The 17,341-nt window shown below is 34.4% G+C and carries 17 protein-coding genes and 2 pseudogenes; 11 read left to right on the top strand and 8 right to left on the bottom strand.

Annotation, left to right across the window (positions count from 1 at the left end; translation table 11 throughout):
• Positions 1 to 307 precede the first annotated feature (307 nt).
• From ACHABW_RS18660 to sigK, 8 genes and pseudogenes are all read left to right on the top strand, one after another.
• Positions 308 to 1,900: a type I restriction-modification system subunit M gene (locus ACHABW_RS18660; protein ID WP_435757497.1), complete on the top strand. Its 1,593-nt coding sequence runs from the start codon at positions 308 to 310 to the stop codon at positions 1,898 to 1,900.
• A complete protein-coding gene (locus ACHABW_RS18655) occupies positions 1,890 to 3,065 on the top strand; it encodes a restriction endonuclease subunit S (RefSeq protein ID WP_435757495.1) in 1,176 nt (391 codons plus the stop codon). The genes ACHABW_RS18660 and ACHABW_RS18655 overlap by 11 nt, the downstream gene beginning before the upstream one ends.
• Before the next feature lie 22 nt (positions 3,066 to 3,087).
• Complete coding sequence (locus ACHABW_RS18650; RefSeq protein WP_435757493.1) at positions 3,088 to 6,246, top strand: type I restriction endonuclease subunit R; 3,159 nt, start codon at positions 3,088 to 3,090, stop codon at positions 6,244 to 6,246.
• 124 nt (positions 6,247 to 6,370) lie between these two features.
• Positions 6,371 to 6,547: pseudogene (locus tag ACHABW_RS18645) on the top strand (type I restriction enzyme endonuclease domain-containing protein); the annotation flags it as partial.
• A 406-nt stretch (positions 6,548 to 6,953) separates the two neighbouring features.
• Positions 6,954 to 7,301, top strand: coding sequence for a hypothetical protein (locus ACHABW_RS18640; RefSeq protein ID WP_435757491.1), 348 nt, complete (start codon positions 6,954 to 6,956; stop codon positions 7,299 to 7,301).
• Positions 7,302 to 7,566: 265 nt separating this feature from the next.
• A complete protein-coding gene (locus ACHABW_RS18635) occupies positions 7,567 to 7,818 on the top strand; it encodes a hypothetical protein (RefSeq protein WP_435757489.1) in 252 nt (83 codons plus the stop codon).
• A gap of 255 nt (positions 7,819 to 8,073) precedes the next feature.
• Positions 8,074 to 9,711, top strand: a complete 1,638-nt coding sequence (locus tag ACHABW_RS18630) for a recombinase family protein (protein WP_435757487.1) — start codon at positions 8,074 to 8,076, stop codon at positions 9,709 to 9,711.
• Positions 9,659 to 10,225, top strand: a pseudogene (gene sigK, locus ACHABW_RS18625) (RNA polymerase sporulation sigma factor SigK); the annotation flags it as partial. The gene ACHABW_RS18630 and the pseudogene sigK, both read left to right, overlap by 53 nt.
• Positions 10,226 to 10,742: 517 nt before the next feature.
• On the opposite strand, the gene ACHABW_RS18620 reads toward sigK, so the two are convergent.
• The 6 genes from ACHABW_RS18620 to ACHABW_RS18595 form a co-directional block, all read right to left on the bottom strand.
• Entirely contained in the window at positions 10,743 to 11,231 is a 489-nt protein-coding gene (locus ACHABW_RS18620) for a hypothetical protein (protein ID WP_435757485.1), read from the bottom strand.
• Complete coding sequence (locus tag ACHABW_RS18615) at positions 11,228 to 11,701, bottom strand: hypothetical protein (RefSeq protein WP_435757483.1); 474 nt, start codon at positions 11,699 to 11,701, stop codon at positions 11,228 to 11,230. The genes ACHABW_RS18620 and ACHABW_RS18615 overlap by 4 nt, the downstream gene beginning before the upstream one ends.
• 298 nt (positions 11,702 to 11,999) lie before the next feature.
• Positions 12,000 to 12,380 (bottom strand): hypothetical protein, encoded by a 381-nt coding sequence (locus ACHABW_RS18610; RefSeq protein ID WP_435757481.1) that lies wholly within the window; start codon positions 12,378 to 12,380, stop codon positions 12,000 to 12,002.
• Entirely contained in the window at positions 12,380 to 12,586 is a 207-nt protein-coding gene (locus ACHABW_RS18605; RefSeq protein WP_435757479.1) for a hypothetical protein, read from the bottom strand. Before ACHABW_RS18605 ends, ACHABW_RS18610 begins: the two co-directional genes overlap by 1 nt.
• 122 nt (positions 12,587 to 12,708) lie before the next feature.
• Positions 12,709 to 12,843, bottom strand: coding sequence for a hypothetical protein (locus ACHABW_RS18600; protein WP_435757477.1), 135 nt, complete (start codon positions 12,841 to 12,843; stop codon positions 12,709 to 12,711).
• A gap of 1 nt (position 12,844) precedes the next feature.
• Positions 12,845 to 13,213, bottom strand: coding sequence for a hypothetical protein (locus ACHABW_RS18595; protein ID WP_435757475.1), 369 nt, complete (start codon positions 13,211 to 13,213; stop codon positions 12,845 to 12,847).
• A 478-nt stretch (positions 13,214 to 13,691) separates the two neighbouring features.
• On the opposite strand from ACHABW_RS18595, the gene ACHABW_RS18590 reads away from it, so the two are divergent.
• The 3 genes from ACHABW_RS18590 to ACHABW_RS18580 all read left to right on the top strand — a co-directional run bounded on the left by ACHABW_RS18590 (position 13,692) and on the right by ACHABW_RS18580 (position 15,238).
• Positions 13,692 to 13,862 carry a hypothetical protein gene (locus ACHABW_RS18590; RefSeq protein ID WP_435757473.1) on the top strand — a complete coding sequence of 57 codons (171 nt, stop codon included), beginning with the start codon at positions 13,692 to 13,694 and terminating at the stop codon, positions 13,860 to 13,862.
• A gap of 24 nt (positions 13,863 to 13,886) precedes the next feature.
• Positions 13,887 to 14,159 carry a hypothetical protein gene (locus tag ACHABW_RS18585; RefSeq protein WP_435757471.1) on the top strand — a complete coding sequence of 91 codons (273 nt, stop codon included), beginning with the start codon at positions 13,887 to 13,889 and terminating at the stop codon, positions 14,157 to 14,159.
• Positions 14,160 to 14,254: 95 nt separating this feature from the next.
• Complete coding sequence (locus ACHABW_RS18580; protein WP_435757469.1) at positions 14,255 to 15,238, top strand: HD-GYP domain-containing protein; 984 nt, start codon at positions 14,255 to 14,257, stop codon at positions 15,236 to 15,238.
• A 401-nt stretch (positions 15,239 to 15,639) separates the two neighbouring features.
• Here the strand turns inward: ACHABW_RS18580 and ACHABW_RS18575 are convergent, their stop codons facing one another.
• Positions 15,640 to 15,840: a GNAT family N-acetyltransferase gene (locus ACHABW_RS18575; protein WP_435757547.1), complete on the bottom strand. Its 201-nt coding sequence runs from the start codon at positions 15,838 to 15,840 to the stop codon at positions 15,640 to 15,642.
• A gap of 451 nt (positions 15,841 to 16,291) precedes the next feature.
• Entirely contained in the window at positions 16,292 to 16,900 is a 609-nt protein-coding gene (locus ACHABW_RS18570) for a hypothetical protein (protein WP_435757467.1), read from the bottom strand.
• Positions 16,901 to 17,341: the final 441 nt, after the last annotated feature.

The raw sequence follows: 17,341 nt of genomic DNA, 5'->3' as shown, positions 1-17,341 counted from the left end.
CTATTTATGGGGAAAGTCATTCTCGGAGCAGCTGAATGAAGATATAAAGAATGGGTTCGTAAAAAACGATGGATAATAAATATAAACTGCAACCTTATTTGTATCACCTTGATAACTATTGGTTGGTAGTATGGAAGACTATTAAATTGAACGGTAGCTGGTCAAAATAATTAAAGACTAGTCGAAAGTGGTGACACGGTGACCTAGAGGAGCTTTCCTAAGATAAGTAAATTCGTGATATGATTGTACATAAGAAATAAGAGAAACTAGCTAGGTAGAGTCAATAGATAGATGGAGGAATTACAACATGGCTGATTTAAACTCAAAATTATTTGGTGCTGCAGACAGCTTGCGAAGCAAAATGGATGCATCAGAATACAAAAACTATTTATTAGGATTGATCTTTTACAAGTACTTATCTGATAAGGTATTAGAAAAAGTAGTTGAAATAGCAGATGAATCGGCAGTAGAGTTCAACACACAAGAAAAACAAGCTCAATTGTATAGGAGTTTATTAACAAATGAAGAGATAAAATATGACTTGATTGAAACATTAGTAGATACATTAGGCTATGATATTGAACCAGAGTATTTATTCAATGTATTAGCCAACCAAGCTAAACAAAACACATTTCAGTTGACTGACTTGAATAAAGCTTTTATCGATTTGTCTACCAAATTTGATCAATTCACTGGATTATTTGATGATTTGGATTTGAAATCTAGAAAATTAGGATCAGATGATCAGCAGCGTAATATTACAATTACAGATGTCCTGAAGAAACTACATGACATCGACGTGATAAGACATGATGGGGATGTCATTGGGGATGCCTATGAGTTCTTAATTGGTCAATTTGCATCAGAAGCTGGTAAGAAAGCTGGAGAATTCTATACCCCTCATCAAGTGTCTGTTATGATGGCTCGTATTGCCGCAATGGGTCAAGAAGACAAAAAATTGTTTAGCGTGTATGACCCAACCATGGGATCAGGTTCCTTGATGTTGAATATTCGGAACTATATCAACTACCCAGATAGTGTGAAGTACCATGGACAAGAACTAAATACAACAACCTATAATTTAGCGAAGATGAACTTGATCTTGCACGGTGTTGAAAAAGAAGATATTCGCTTACGCAATGGGGATACATTGAACCAAGATTGGCCGACAGATGAACCTTATACCTTTGATTCTGTACTTATGAATCCTCCGTACTCTGCAAAATGGTCTTCTGATGCGACTTTCTTAGATGATCCCCGTTTCAATCGTTACGGAAAATTAGCACCAAAATCAAAAGCAGACTTTGCCTTTGTTTTACATGGACTTTATCATTTGAAAGATTCCGGAACAATGGCAATCGTCTTACCTCACGGGGTATTGTTCCGTGGAGCTGCTGAAGGCGTGATTCGTAAGAAGTTATTAGAAGATGGAAGTATTGATGCTGTAATTGGTATGCCAGCAAACTTATTCTTTGGTACATCGATTCCAACCACAGTCATCATTTTGAAGAAAAATCGTACCACTCGTGATGTATTATTTATTGATGCGAGTAAAGAGTTTATAAAAGGAAAGAACCAAAATAAACTTTCCACAGAACTTATTGATAAGATTGTTGATAAGTATAAAAAGCGAGAAGGTGTGGAGAGATACGCTCACGTCGCTACATTTGATGTAATCAAAGAAAATGATTTCAATTTGAACGTCTCACGATATGTAGAGACCTTTGAGGAAGAGGCACCTGTTGATATAGCTACAATTGGCTCAACGATCAAAGAAATTCGAAAAGAAAAGGCAGAACTTGAATCTAGTCTTTATGATATGATTTCTTCATTACAATATGATGAAGAAAATGCTGAATGGATTAAAGGTGCATTAGAGGTGTTTAATCGTGAAAAATAATCGTACACCTGAAATTCGATTTCCAGCATTTACTGGAGATGATTGGGAACAGCGTAAGTTGGGGGAAGTATACACAGAGAGGAAAGAACGAGGAAACGGTTCGTTACAGATCCATTCCGTTTCCATCCATCATGGTGTTTCAAACGAAGAATTAGACAGTGATACTTTAGGGAAAAAAGTGCGAAGAAGCGAAGATAAGTCTCTATATAAACATGTTTATGTCGGTGATCTTGTTCTTAACATGATGCGTGCGTGGCAAGGGGCAATCGGAGTCGTAAAGTCAGAAGGGATGGTAAGTCCTGCATATATTACTGCTCTTCCCAGTGCACAGATTTACCCTCTGTTTATGGATTATTGTTTACGTAGAGATGAAGCTATTAATCAGATGAACAATCTCTCTTATGGAGTCACTGACTTCAGAAAAAGACTATATTGGGACTCGTTTATTAAGGTTTTGTGTCGCATACCTTCTATACCTGAGCAGGAGAGAATTACGGCTTTCTTCACCTGCCTCGACAACACTATCGCTCTTTATCAGCAAGAACTAACCATGCTCAAACAAGTAAAACAAGGATTTTTACAGAAAATATTTTCAAAGAAGATTCGGTTTAAGGATGAAGACGGTAATGAGTTTCTTGAATGGAAAGAGGTTTCCATAAATAAAGTTTGTTCTATTGAAAAAGGGAAACAGGTAAATAAGGCGAATCTTGCAACTGATATAGACAAAAATAAATTTCCAGTGTACAACGGAGGTAAAGAACCTTCAGGGTATCATACGTCTTATAACAATTTGCCTAATACTGTCATTTTGTCTGAAGGTGGAAATTCTTGTGGGTATGTTAATTATATTGAGGAACACTTTTGGAGTGGCGGTCATTGTTACACAATCAATCCAGATGAAGACGTAGTTGATAGAAAATACTTGTATCAAGTGTTAAAGGCTAATGAACTAGAAATTATGCGCTTAAGAGTTGGATCGGGGTTGCCGAATATTCAAAAGTCGGCATTAGGGAAATATAAAATAAATATTCCAACTAATATAGTTGAGCAAAAGAAAATCGGCAGCTTCTTCAAACAACTAGACGACATTATCAAACTTCATCAACGTAAATTAGATGGCTTAATAGAAACGAAAAAAGCATTCCTACAAAAGATGTTTATATAACCAAATAGAAAGGGGGAAAAACATGACAAAGCTAAAATATAATGATGAAGCTGAAGTGGAACGTCGGCTGATTGAAGTGTTAGGCGAAGGTCATAATCAGTGGAATTATCGTCCTGATTTAAAATCAGAAGAAGACCTATGGAAGAACTTACGTAAAATAATCACGCAAAATAACTTATCAGAAATTGGGGAACATCCCATTTCTTATAAAGAATTTGACACTATTAAAACAGAATTATTATCGAAAACGAAGACACCTTTTGAAGCTGCTAGATGGCTTAAAGGGGAAAATGGAATTGCTCGTATTACGATTGAACGTGATGATGTGTCTCTAGGTTCAATGTCGATGGTGTTGTACTCCAATCAAGACATTGGTGGCGGAATCTCTACATATGAAGTTGTTCATCAAATTGCGAAAAAAAAAGCGAATGTTGATGATCGTGATCGCCGATTTGACGTGACACTCTTAATCAATGGGTTGCCAATTGTTCAGATTGAATTAAAACAGGTTAGTGCCAAAGACGGTGTATTTCAAGCCTATAATCAAATTAAGAAATACACAGAAGAGGGAATGTTTAGAAATAATATCTTCTCTACCGTCCAACTATTTGTCATTTCCAACGAGCAAACGACTCGCTATTTTGCCAATGCGATGCCAAAAGACATGAATAAGAAATTTGTCTTTAGCTGGCGAACAAAAGACAATCGAAAAGTAGAAATTCTCTATGAATTTGTGAAACAAGTCTTAAATATTCCAGATGCACATCGCTTGATTGCCAATTATACGATTGTAAGTGAAGAGCAAGACAACAAAGCCTTAATGGTATTACATCCTTATCAAATTCATGCGATTGAAGCCTTGTTTACATCTGCCATGAAACATGAATCAGGATATGTTTGGCATGCGACTGGTTCGGGAAAAACTTTGACAAGTTTTGTTTCTACGAAGTTATTAGCTCGGAAACAAGGTGTAGATCGTACGATTATGCTGATTGACCGAAAAGACTTGGACAATCAAACGACCAATGAATTCACCAAATTTGCTTCAGAATTTAATACGGGTATTTCTTCTGGTAATGCCAAGTCTAATAGCTTGATTGTCGGAACCGGAAGTGCGAGGGAATTAAGTGAGACTCTACTATCTGATGCCAATTCTAATACAGTAATTATTACTACGCGTCAAAAATTAGAATCTGCTTTACGATATGCCCAAAGAGTGGAAGAACAAAAAGGCACTCAGCGCTTTAAGAAACTAATGGGACAACATATTGTCTTTATCGTTGATGAATGCCATAGAGCATTAAGTTCAGAAGGGATGGAAGAGATTAAGGGTTTCTTTCCAACTTCGACGTGGTTTGGGTTTACAGGCACGCCGATATTTGATGTAAATAAGAAACAAGCTAAAGGCCGATTAGCTCGCACCACTGGTGATCAATATGGAGAAGAGTTGCACACCTATACCATTAAAAATGCGTTAGAAGATGGATCTGTTTTAGGATTCCAAGTAGAACATGAAGATACGATCGAATCAACCTCATTAAATAATCATATTTATAAAACACTTCGCCAAAAGGAAAAATACTCCCATTTTAGTGATGATGAAATCAACGATATGATCGATCAAATGGATGGTATGGAAAAAGAAGCCTATCTTGACCCATCTTCATATGAAAGAGATGAACATATTCAAAAAGTCATTCATAAAATTTTTCGACCGGATAATGCCTATACTAAATTTGATTTCCAAAATGGGCGCCCACAAAAGTCTGCCATTTTAACAACAAGTTCCATTGATATGGCGAAACGCTACTATCAGACAATCAAGGAAATGACGAAAGATCCAGAATGGATAACGAAAGAATTTGCTGGACACCCGATTCGTAAGGGGCGTACGATTGAAGATCCAGATTTCCCACGGATTGCCATCACCTATTCGACACAAGAAAACGAAGATAATTCCAACCAAATTCAAGATGAAATGAAAGAAGTTATCAAGGACTATAACAATTATTATGACACTGCTTGGTCGATAGAAGATATTGAACGATACAATGGCGATATCAACAATCGTTTAGCACGTAAAAAAGCAGAGTTTAAAGAACCTGGGAATCAAATAGATCTTGTCATTGTCGTAGAACGCTTATTGACAGGATTCGATGCGCCAATGATTCAAACGTTATTTGTGGATCGAAATTTGAGTTATGCTAATTTAATCCAAGCCTTTTCTCGAACCAATCGTACGTATCCAGGGAAGACAAAGGGATTGATTGTTACATTCCGAAAACCTTCGACCATGGAACAAAATGTAAATTATGCCACTAAGTTATATTCTGAAGAACAAGAGGAATCTAAGATTGTTTATCCAACGTATGATAAATCGAAGAAACGCTTCAAAAAGGCTCACAAAACATTGCAAACAATTGTGACAAACCCGACCGATATGAACGAGCATTCTCCGCTTGAAACTCGGATTGAATTTGTGAAAGTTTTTCAAGAGCTAAATAATGCTTATGAAGCTTTAGTTACGTATGATGATTACAACAATGATATGGAGAAATCAAAAGCACTTCAAGAACAGGTGAAGACCTTAGAAGAATATATTGGCGTATACAACACGGTGAAAGGTTCGTTAGTCGATGAAGGGGTTCAAGGTGGAACGGAGCCAGGATTCTCAGATATTGAATTCTATGGAGAAAATGAGATTAAGATCTATGATATTGACTCAACCTATATTGACCGCCTATTAGAAACGTACTTAGCCAATAATCAGAATATCCGTGACGAGATCGAAAAAGCACTTCAAAAACTTAATAAATCAGACATTGTTAAAGACGTATACCGTACGATGTTAAACGCTATTGATACCGAACAAATAGATTCGGAGCAAGATATTCTTGCAGTGAAACGACTCTTCTTCAGTGAATCCTATAATAAAGCGATTGAAGAATTTGCGAACACTTGGTTTGTGGAGGAAAGGGAGCTATATTCATCTGCTATTCAATATGTGATAGGAACAGAGCCTATTCCGAATATCGGAGGAATTATTAACAGCAAGCAATTTGATAAGTATAAAGCCGTTCATCCAGATGCAATACCGTTGAAATACGGACCGGAAATGAAGCGTCAGTGGAGAGAAACATTAAATGAAGTCATTGTACCTTTGCATGACGAGTTAAGATAAATCGTTTTGAAATTAATGGTTTCTTTTGAAAGAGTTAGAGTACGTAAACATATTAAGTTTCTTCATAAACTAAGTCTGAAGCACCTACAGTAAAACAATGTAGGTGCTTTTTCGGATTCTATAGGAAGGCATTAAAGCGAACATGAGTATTGATTGGAACAAACAAGAATCAGCAAGAGCGAAGATGAGAGTCACAGTTCAAAGGTTGCCAAAGAAATACGGCTATCCACCAGATCTTCAAAAAATGGCAGTTGAAACGGTAATCAAGCAAGCAGAGTTGATGGTGGAAAATGAGGTCTAGAACTTTGGTATGAGAGTTTTTTCTGATGCTGAATTTTAGAGCAACGGTTTATTCGCTTAATCGAGATACTTTTTAAAAACACACCTACATTTCGTAGTAAGACCTTTTTATAGGCTTACCGATGTGATAGGTGTTTTTAGTATTTAATTTGAAGAACGAATTTTGTAGTGATACCAATCCTTTAACGTTATCATGCACTCCTAAAAGCACTTAAAGTCTTTTATAGAAGGAGTTGCATCAAAGTGATATACGGTAAAAATAGCGATTCGAAAGCAAAATCAAAAACTGGCAGAAAATGTGATGAAAACACTCGGCATAATGAAAAGTATGATTTTAAATTTCGAGTACGTTAAGGTTCTGAATAAATATAGCGTACAACTCATCACAAGTCTCTTAGAAGGGCTTTATGAAGAAGATAGGGTTTACATCCAATTTAGATTTTGCTGGCTTACAAGTCTATTGTGTGTTTATTTCATACGTTATGGTTGGCAAGCCATCGGAATCGATTAATGGTATCGCCCTTAGTAAATGTTTATTCTATGGTCCGAAAGATATATATGTTGAAGCGACGGCACTAAATAACAATAATAATGAGATCGGTAATCGCAAGGATGTTATTAACAGTTATCTAGATTCAACGCTTTTGATGGCTGAACAAGGCTATCTATTTGCATGTGTATATAATCTAAACGGAAGTAATCCGGAATTTAGAAGTAGTGATAGATGTAGTGAATGGAAACCTGTTTCGCTCTGAGGGATAATTTCTCTGTTGAGGTATTTTTCAAATTTGGCACTTATTATTTCAGTAATGACCTTTTTTAGGTTGAGATGAAATATTAGGTGCTCTTTTTTTGTTTTTAAAGAGGAGTTTTTTAAATGGAAAGGGGTTTTGGTTGGAAAAATTTTCAACATGCTGAGTTTGTCCCATAAAAAATATATTTCCTCACATGCACCGTGAGAATTTTTAAAGACGTATGGAGTTGTTCTCCCAATTATCTAAAGTTAGGGGCGAAGCGAACATGCGTGCTGTAAAAAACATAAATAAAGAAGTTATTGGACATTCTCAAAGTAGCATAAAAATGGGTGACGGGGGAGTGGTCACCAAGGTGAAGAAGAGAAAGTTGAATATCAGTTATATTCCTACTGACAAGGAAAATTCTTCTGGCAGACTTCTTAGTAAAAAAGAAGATGAACTCTTTAAATATTTAATTAATTCGCCTATTTTTCAGGAATCACTCAATAGTATTAATAGATCTTCTTCTAAGGGATAAGTAATATTATGAATTTATATTTTCAGTTGGAATATATTCTAGTAGTTTGTTGAATGATCGAAGTTAAGAGTCAGTAAAATACAGAGACTACTATTATACAAGAAAAGAGGCGTATGTGATTTGTACTATAAATCATATGCGCTTTAGCTTTATTTCACTTTAATATTATGCTTTTGGATGAAAAATTCACAGGGTTTACAATTATTAGTACCTTGTATACAATCAACATAAATTCTAATTAAACAAGGTGATAAAATGACAATAGGAATTTATGCTCGTGTTTCTACTTCTCAACAAACAGACAATACGAGTTTAGACGAGCAAGTTAAGTTATGTAAGGAAAAAGTAATCGAGCTAGGTTTCCATAAGTCAAAGATAAAAATTTATAGAGAAGAAGGTAGAAGTGGAGAAGATATTAATACAAGGTTAATATTTAAAGAAATGCGAAAAGATATGGCAAATGATAAACTTTCAGTTGTTATTTGTACTCATCCAGACCGCTTAAGTCGAAGTATGCTAGGTAAATTAACGGTTTGTGAAGAGATAAAAGACAATAATGTAGAGTTGTTTTTTACAGATGCAGAGTTTAAAAATGATATAAATGGTAAATTCTATTTTAATTTACTTTCTTCAATTGCTGAATACGAGTTAGATTTAATCAAGAAACGAACTACTCGTGGAAGACTTTCAAAAGTTAAGAACGAGAAAAAAATAATGCCTATGAGAATCGCACCATTTGGTTATGATAAAAGTGTTGATGGTCAATTAATCGTCCATCAACAAGAAAAACAGTACGTTCAAATGATATATGAATGGTACGTAATTGAAAGACTTACCTTACGGGAAATTGGAGGTCGTTTATATAAGATGGGGGTGAAACCAAAAAGAGCTGAAAGCTCAAATTGGTCTGCATCCAGTATCAGTAGAATACTAACTTCTAAGATATACATTGGTAAATATTATTATAATCGAAGAGCTACTAAAAAGGTTAAGGGGGCAATAACAGCTGGAGGAAACCCCAAAAAAACGTATGAATTTAGACCAGAAGAAGAGTGGTTGGAGATTGATATACCACCTATAGTTGATGAAGAACTGTGGAATCAAGCCCAACAACAAAGAGATAAAAATAGTAAGAACAAGCACGTTGGCAGCAAAAAATATGAATATCTTTTGAAGTCAATATTGAAGTGTGGTCATTGTGGTAGAACATATGATGCAACTACTTACAGTGGTCGAAAAGATGCTAAGACCGGTGAATCAAAAAAATATAGAAGCTATCGGTGTCCCAACAAGTTCCCCAGAAAATATGGACCTGAGATTTCTAAGTGTAAAGTTCCTACGGTGAAAGCAGAAGAAATAGAAGGATATTTATGGGATAAAGCAGTTGAAATCATTACAGATCCAGAAAAGTTTATAGTAAGACTGCAAAATAATAATGATGACTCTTTAAAGGCAATTAGAGATCGGATTTTGCAGTTTGAAAAAGATCTTACAAAGAAAAAAAGAGCACTTGAAAGAGTTGATACGGCATATTTTGAAGCCGAAGACAATTATGATCTAGAACGCTATAAAATAAGAAGAGATGATTACAAAAAGGAAATTAAAGCAATCGAATTAAATGTTAAAAATGATCAAGATAAAATTGATTCTCAGAAATTACATGATCTTACTGTTGAGCAAATGACGCAAGTTATAGAAAAATTTAAAGAAATGCTCTCTGATGTAAACGGAATTGACTTTAAAACTAAGCGAGATATTATTTTAATGCTTTTCGATGAAATAATATTAACATTTGGGGATGATGAAGAGCTAAATGTAACGTCTGTAGGATTATTTAATAAACTTTATTCTGAAATTGACGTTGGAGTTAGTTCACAACGTCAAAAAGTTTGAGAACACGAAAGAAGATACAGAAGATCTTATTTCAATTGGAACCATAGGTCTCATCAAAGCAATAGAAAGTTATTCCTCTGGAAAAGGAACAAAGTTGGCAACCTATGCAGCGAGATGTATTGAGAATGAAATTCTCATGCATCTGAGAGCATTAAAGAAAGTACGTAAGGATGTTTCTCTTCATGACCCGATCGGACAGGACAAAGAGGGAAATGAGATTAGTTTAATTGATGTTTTGCAGGCCGACACGGATGATTTGGCGGAGCAAATCCAGTTAAAAATGGAGAAAAAACAAATATATGAGTATATTCATATTCTTGATGGCAGAGAAAAAGAGGTCATCGTAGGAAGATTTGGTTTAGATAAACAAAAAGAAAGAACGCAGAAAGAAATAGCTAAAGAATTAGGAATCTCAAGAAGCTATGTATCTCGAATTGAGAAACGGTCGTTAATGAAGTTATTCCATGAGTTTTATCGACACCAACGTGCAGCTTTAAAGAGGGAAGCAGATTAGAAATAAACAGGATGGTAGATATCGGTTATCGATATCTACCATCCTTTTCGATTGAAATTTCACGGTGATAATGATCAATACTATTATACTTAGCCCCTAACAATTTTAGTTATACAAACCATCATTGTACGTTTTTCAAATACCTCGATTGTGAAACTTCCATATATTGAATACGGACACAAGATTTTACCACCCTTGCCATCTTTTTTACCAATGAACGCCAAGAGATTTACTACACATCGCCAGTACATTTACCAATGAAATAAAAGGCACTCCTGAATAAAATACGAAGCCCAAATGTGCATAAAATAATGCATATTTGGGCTTCTTTGAAATTAAAGGTAATTGAACTAACACTATCCCGTTACTTTAAGTACATTTTTTCACAAAGTTAGTACAAATAGATGTTGTTTGAATGCGCAGTATAGTTGTACTGCGCAGCAAATGGCTTCGTTTTGTTAGATTTTGTTAATCAACATAAGCTCCCTCTAGTGCAATAACAATCAAGATAAAGTGGTCAATAATTATGTTTTCTCTTTATTAATTCATAATAAAGACCTGTAACCGTTTGAACCACCAGGAAAACAATCAAGGAGTAATACTGTTTATAACCATTTTGATATTGGATTACTTCCATCCATATTGATACCCTCTCCATGACCAGTCCAATTATAGTCCATCCAATTACATAAAATAAAAATTTCTTTTTATCAATTTTAAGTCTTTCATAAAAATAAATAAAAAAATAACTGAACGTAGCAAATGAAAAATAAGTTAAAAGGTCAAATAACTCGTACTTGTTTGAGTCATTTACTTTATAGAAATCAAGTAAACTTCCACCAATCGTGAAGTCAAATAAAGTTGAATAGGCAAATCCCCACACCAAAAACATTAATGTAACATCACGAGGTAGTTTTTTAGGGAAAAGAAAAAAGGCACCATATGCAATAATTAACATTGACAAGATATATATCTCGTTTTTATCGAAATTCAAATATAACATCATGTGTTATTCACCTCATGATAGGCTATTTTCCTAAACATTTTGAAAACATAATATCCAATGAGGTGAAGCGTTAAAAAGTATATACCATCGTACCCAAAGTTCCATTTTTTATTTGTTGTTATATTGAATTGTGTAGAGAGAAAACTTAACCCCAGCATTATTGCCACAGTAGAAATGACAATTATAGCCGACTTAGCGCCACTATTACTTTTTTGAATTAGATTCAACTGCATTATTATTAACATGGGAATTATTACACTGCGGTTGAGAATATACGCAGTATAATCAACACCATTTTTCGTAAGCGTTATTAATTTAAATTCTTCAATAATTATCCAGGAAAAATTAATACTTACGATTAATATGATTAAGTAAACAAATGTGTTTTCTACAAGCGAAAGTTTTTTTGGCATAACTGCAAAAGCCACACATACTAGCCAAGAAGCGAAAAAAAACACTGTAATCCCCATAAAACCCTCCAAGTCGTATATTCTTAATCTTATTATTCGTCCTGAGTAAATAATTATTCCTATTCTTTCCTAAAAACGTTAAACATAGATTACTGAGTTATCCTGCTCTTTAGTAAAATAGGAGCTGTCGCTATCGATAACTCCTTGTTCCACTCTTATCTTCGTTTGTTGAAGAACAATTATAATGTTCCAAAAGTTTTTGATTTACTTATTCGGTATGTAATTAGGTAAAGTACATTCTTTCACAAAGTATCCTAAAAAAGAGAACATTTACTGCGAAGTATGTGTCTATTCAGTCTCATTTTAAATAATTATATTGTTCATTAGGGGTCATTCCTTTTACATTTTCATCGTGTATGGCTTCAGCTACCAACTCGCTACAAAGGTACTCATTAGGATTGTTCCACGCCTTGTCGCCATATCGAAATCCGTACCATACAAAATTAACCAAGTCGTAACGCTTGCCTACGTGTTTTAACGCTAATTCAACGTCACCGTCAACTCTGATAATCTCGTAATCTTCGAGGTCGAATTCTCGTACTTGTACCCCTCTTGGAAAGCGTGAGTCTAATATGTGTTTATCATCAATCCGAATAGAAACATGAGACCATTTACCTTTGTCGAACTGACGAATGACTTTAGATAGACATTCATCAGATCGTGAAAAGATAATCTCCATTACCAAGCAACTCCTTTTACTTCATCTAATGTTTCGCAACCACTAGTCATTTCTTTAAGTTGGTCATACTTAAACAATTGTTCTTTCTTATGTCCAAAAGCTTCTGAATAAACTGTAAGCCATTCATCTCTGGTATGATCCACATAACCAAAGTCTTCCGTCTTCCACATTATATTTGTGATTGTGGTATTCCTGTTAACTCTCATCCTTCTGACCAACCATATTAAATTTGATCATCCCGATTCGTTCTATAAAAATAGCTATTTCTAGAGGTAAACCCCTTTACAATGGCTATTTCACACATGTAATTCATTTCATCTTTTTTAAGCTACTTCGCTTCATCTAAGTCTAACCCCGCGTAATCAAACGTAGGGTTAGCGATTCGTACTTTCGCCTGTTCAACTAATTGTCGGTACTGCGATAAGTTAAATATACGCTTATAATGCTCTCTAATTTCATTCATATTATATGCCTCCTGCATCAAGACGTACCAAAACATCAAGCATTTGTTTATCTAAGATGGATACTCCAGTAGCAATATCGCTCTGCTTACTAACCACACCATAAAATGATGATTTTAACGAGGAATTATAGTTTGCGATTACCTCTTGCGTATTTGTTGTAAAGTCATATTTATCTAAAATTTCGTATGTTACTGTATATGCTGATGTTGTGTCGATGCTTGAATCTGTACGTTCACGAACATGAATATGATCAGAAATAATATCTTGTGATTCAAGATCCATATCTCTTACAGGGGGAGAGTAGGATTGTAAAGCGTGAAATCCAAAAGGACTGTAACCAATAATAGCGCCAACTAAACCATCATTCAAATGCTTACCTCCATGTTAAAAATGTAGATAGTATAATTAGTGAGTTAAACTTTCATACTATCTGCTTGAAATTTATTGTTTTTCTTTACTACGTATAAAATTCCTATTGTGTCGCATCATGTTTCAAATCCACCATAAAAGTGAGTTGGTTTTTCATCATTCTTGTTCCACTAAGGTGCGTATGTTCAATAAGAAGAACGGAATCCTTTGTGGAAGGATTCTCCCCGTTAGCACCATAATAGAAGCTACGACTTCTTCCACTATCACCCCCGCTTGTTTAAGTGTTATTCTTTACATGCTCTTAATAAAGCTTTTGTACTACATTATGTATTTAATTTACCGATTTCAATAGCTTTATATTCTGCTGTTATTTCTTTCTTTAAATGTTTTAAAATTCATAGCGAATAGAAGAAAGAATGTTCATAGAACTCCACAAATCAACATTAAAAAACTTTTAAAGGCATTAAATATAAAATATGTGAGTAGTTCCAAGACTGGATTTATCATAGGATCGATTTTAAATGCTATCGGTCGAGTTCACGATCCGAATGTGGCAGTTAAACTGTTGACAAGTGACGAAACAATCGTAAATGATTTTAAAGATTTAATTGAACTTAATACAAAACGTAAATCTATGACATTAGAATAATTTTCCATTGGCGAGAAGCAAATTATGGAGAATAAGCCTCAAAACCAACCTATCATTGTCGTACACGGTAATTATTTTAAAGGCATTATGGGGATTATTGCTTCAAGAATTGCGGAAAAGTATAAAAAGCCTTCTATAGTTATTAGTGAATGTGGCACAGCTTCTTTCCGAGGAGTAAATGGCTCTGACTTTTCGATCAGTAATACGCAAGAGTTCCTAACCCAAGTTTCGGTAAAATTATCATTTTTAGATGGAATATCACAGAATCATTTGAATATTATGGTACAATTTCTATAATATTAGTATTCTCAGAAAGGTAGGTGTCATATAAAATCAGTAATGTCATACAAAAATTATTTGATAGGTGGAGAGAACCAAGCATGGTCTTTTCGATGATTTCAATTTTATCTGTTGTATTGATGCTTGGCCTTACTTGGTTAATTGTGTATTTGACAGGTGGTACTTTGTTTGTATATCCTCATTTAATGTATATTCCTATTGTCTTTTCCGCCTTTCTTTTTGGTGTAAAAGGTGGAATTATTACAGCAATTATTGGAGGAATTGTCCTTGGCCCATTCATGCCTTTAGACGTTGAAAAGAATATAAGTCAATCATTTCACGCTTACATATATCGTACAATTTTCTTTATATTAATTGGAGGGATAGTTGGAAGTATATCAACGTTACTTAAATTACATTTGATAAGAGTTCAGGAAACTTTAGAAAAAATGTCAATTATTCAAGGTAAAACATTAATTAATTATGCAAAGATGGTGGCGGTTCGTGATGAACAAGTTGGATTTCATTGTGAGAGAGTCGCATATAATGCTCTTTTAGTTGGACATGCTCTAGGTTTAAAAGAACAAAATATCGAAGCACTATACTGGTCTGGATTATTACATGACGTAGGAAAAATCGGAGTTAAGGAGAAAATACTATTAAAACCTGGTAAATTATCAGTTGAAGAATTTGAAGAAGTAAAAAATCACACTGTTATTGGACATGAATTAATTACTTCTTTGTCTAGTGATATGGACTTAGTTGCGGAAGGCATTCGTTCACACCATGAAAAATGGAATGGAGATGGATATCCTGATGGATTAAAAGAAGAGAAAATTCCTTTGTTCGGAAGAGTTCTATCTATTGTTGATGTCTTTGAAGCATTAACTTCTGAAAGACCCTATAAAAATGCATGGACACCAATAGAAGCCATCAATTTTATACAGACACATAAGGGGATTCATTTTGATCCTAAGTTGGTGGATATTTTCGAACATTTGATTCAAGAAGAAAAAATATGGATATCAAATAAACGAATAAATCTAAACAAGAAAATAATACCCTCAAAGTTTAATAAAAAATTGATGAATTATTAATATTAAATAAAACCATGTTTAGTGCTAACGGGGATTCATTAAATAGCATAAATCATATAAAAAGGCTTTGGAGAACTGAACTGTAACCTATAAACTGTCCATTTTATAGGTTACAGTTCAAATAACTTCGGTTTTTTCTTTTAGAATTTTCCCCCCGTTCTTACGACAACAGCAACGAAAGCGTTTTTCGCTATCGCTCTATGTTTGTACAGGTGCTTTTTCACGTGTTCAATTTCTCTAATTAAACTAACGGACGGTTAGCGCAATAGGGGATTAATAAACAACCTTTCATTCTTATAACTTTCCCTACAACTTCTCTGGACCTACTTCTTTCATTCCGATTTTTTTATAAAACTTAATTGTAGGGGTATTGTTTTGGGATACTCTTAGATGATACTCACTTACTTTATTATTCTTAAAAACTCTTTTGCATAATTGTGTAATTCTGTTCCTTTAACCTTTCCACGTATTTCAGGTATTAAATAATACAGATGTACATACCTGATGTTTCTGTCTTCATATTCACGAATGGATAATTCAAGTCGGCCAATGTATTCTCCACCTTCTTCAACTAAAACAAAACCTTTAGAGAAATCGTTTATTTTCCCTTCTAACCAATTTAGATACTCCTCTTCGTCAAAATTTAAATTATCACCAAAGCTATTTTAAATGAATCTTTACGAAATTTAACTATTTGGTCTTGATGTTATTTAATATCAATGCCATCAAATTGCACACTACCACCCTTTGAAAATATAGTTTCCTAGTTCAATTGACCTCCGCAATAGCGCATCAACAGGGCGATGGCTTCTTGCACTAACGCAATCCGTTAGAAAGAAGCAAGCTACCCTTTAGTACCTAACTCCTATCGATTCTATCTGCAACAATCTGCGCGATTGTGGAACAACGTATGTAGAAAATGATCAAACTTTATTATAAAAGCGAAACTTAAATCTGCTGGTGAAGATACGCTTTGTATGATAGTTTAATCTATATTGAAAGTCCGAGACCTCATTGTTTGATGCGGTCAGTCTTGTTTCTTTTAAAACTAATTTAGATAACTTGGCCTGATTTCGCCTTACTCTTTTTTAAACGAGCAATTACTAGAATACCTAACCTATTTTCCATAAAATAAATCATTTTCCCCATCGTAAAAATAACTTTTGTTGAGCCTCTAATTGCCAAGGTTTTACATAATGCTTTTCCACCGACCGTTAATCCAGCTACAACACTGGTGAATGCGACGGCAGTCACTGAATAATAAATTGAATTATCGCTTTGGCCAGCCATGAGTGTTAGCTGTAACACGACAGACGCTGTAACAGTTCCACTTACAATTCCAGCAATGTCTCCAACCACATCATTAAAAAAACTTGAAAAGATCTCTACATTTTTACATATATGAATGGCCTCCCGTGCACCTTTTATTTTTTTTGATGCCATCGCATGGAAAGGTACTTCCTTTGCCGCAGCAGCAGACAATCCAATTGTATCTGATATAATTCCAAATGAAATAAAAAATAAAACAATAATAATACCTATTATAATATTAGACTTTGATAAGAAGATTGTGGAAAGTGTTGAAAAGACCGCAGCTAGTAATATGGTTAAGATTGTAACTTTTGAACTCCATCCTAATGACTTCACAAAATAATTACTCATTTAACACACCATCCTAAAAAGGAAGGAATCTCCTTTTGTATTTGGTAATAACTTTAGTCTACAGAAAAAAATATGTCAATGAGTAAAAAAAGTTTACTTAAGGAAACATTTAATTAAATCTATGGTTAAAAATAAGGGATGGTAAGGTTCACCACAATTAATTTCAAATTAGTATGCGTTATATAAATTTTAATTATTCAACAATCAAGGCGCGTTTGTGGAAGATGATAAGCCTAATTCCAAGTTAAAAATGCGGAGGGATTAGGCTTTTTTATCTTTCAAAATCCTTAACGTTGTAAATACGCGTACTCGTTACCCATGGGTAACTGCATTGGCGATAAGTCATAAATCTAAAAGAAGGCATGTATGTAAAGGGGCGGAGAGTACGGAATGATTGAAAAGTGTGCGGGACACGAACGTGTATTTGGCAAGTAAAAAATG

This window comes from Salipaludibacillus sp. CF4.18 (genome assembly GCF_051262595.1).
GTDB classification, from domain to species: domain Bacteria; phylum Bacillota; class Bacilli; order Bacillales; family Salisediminibacteriaceae; genus Salipaludibacillus; species Salipaludibacillus neizhouensis.
This window is presented reverse-complemented; position numbering and strand designations above follow the sequence as displayed.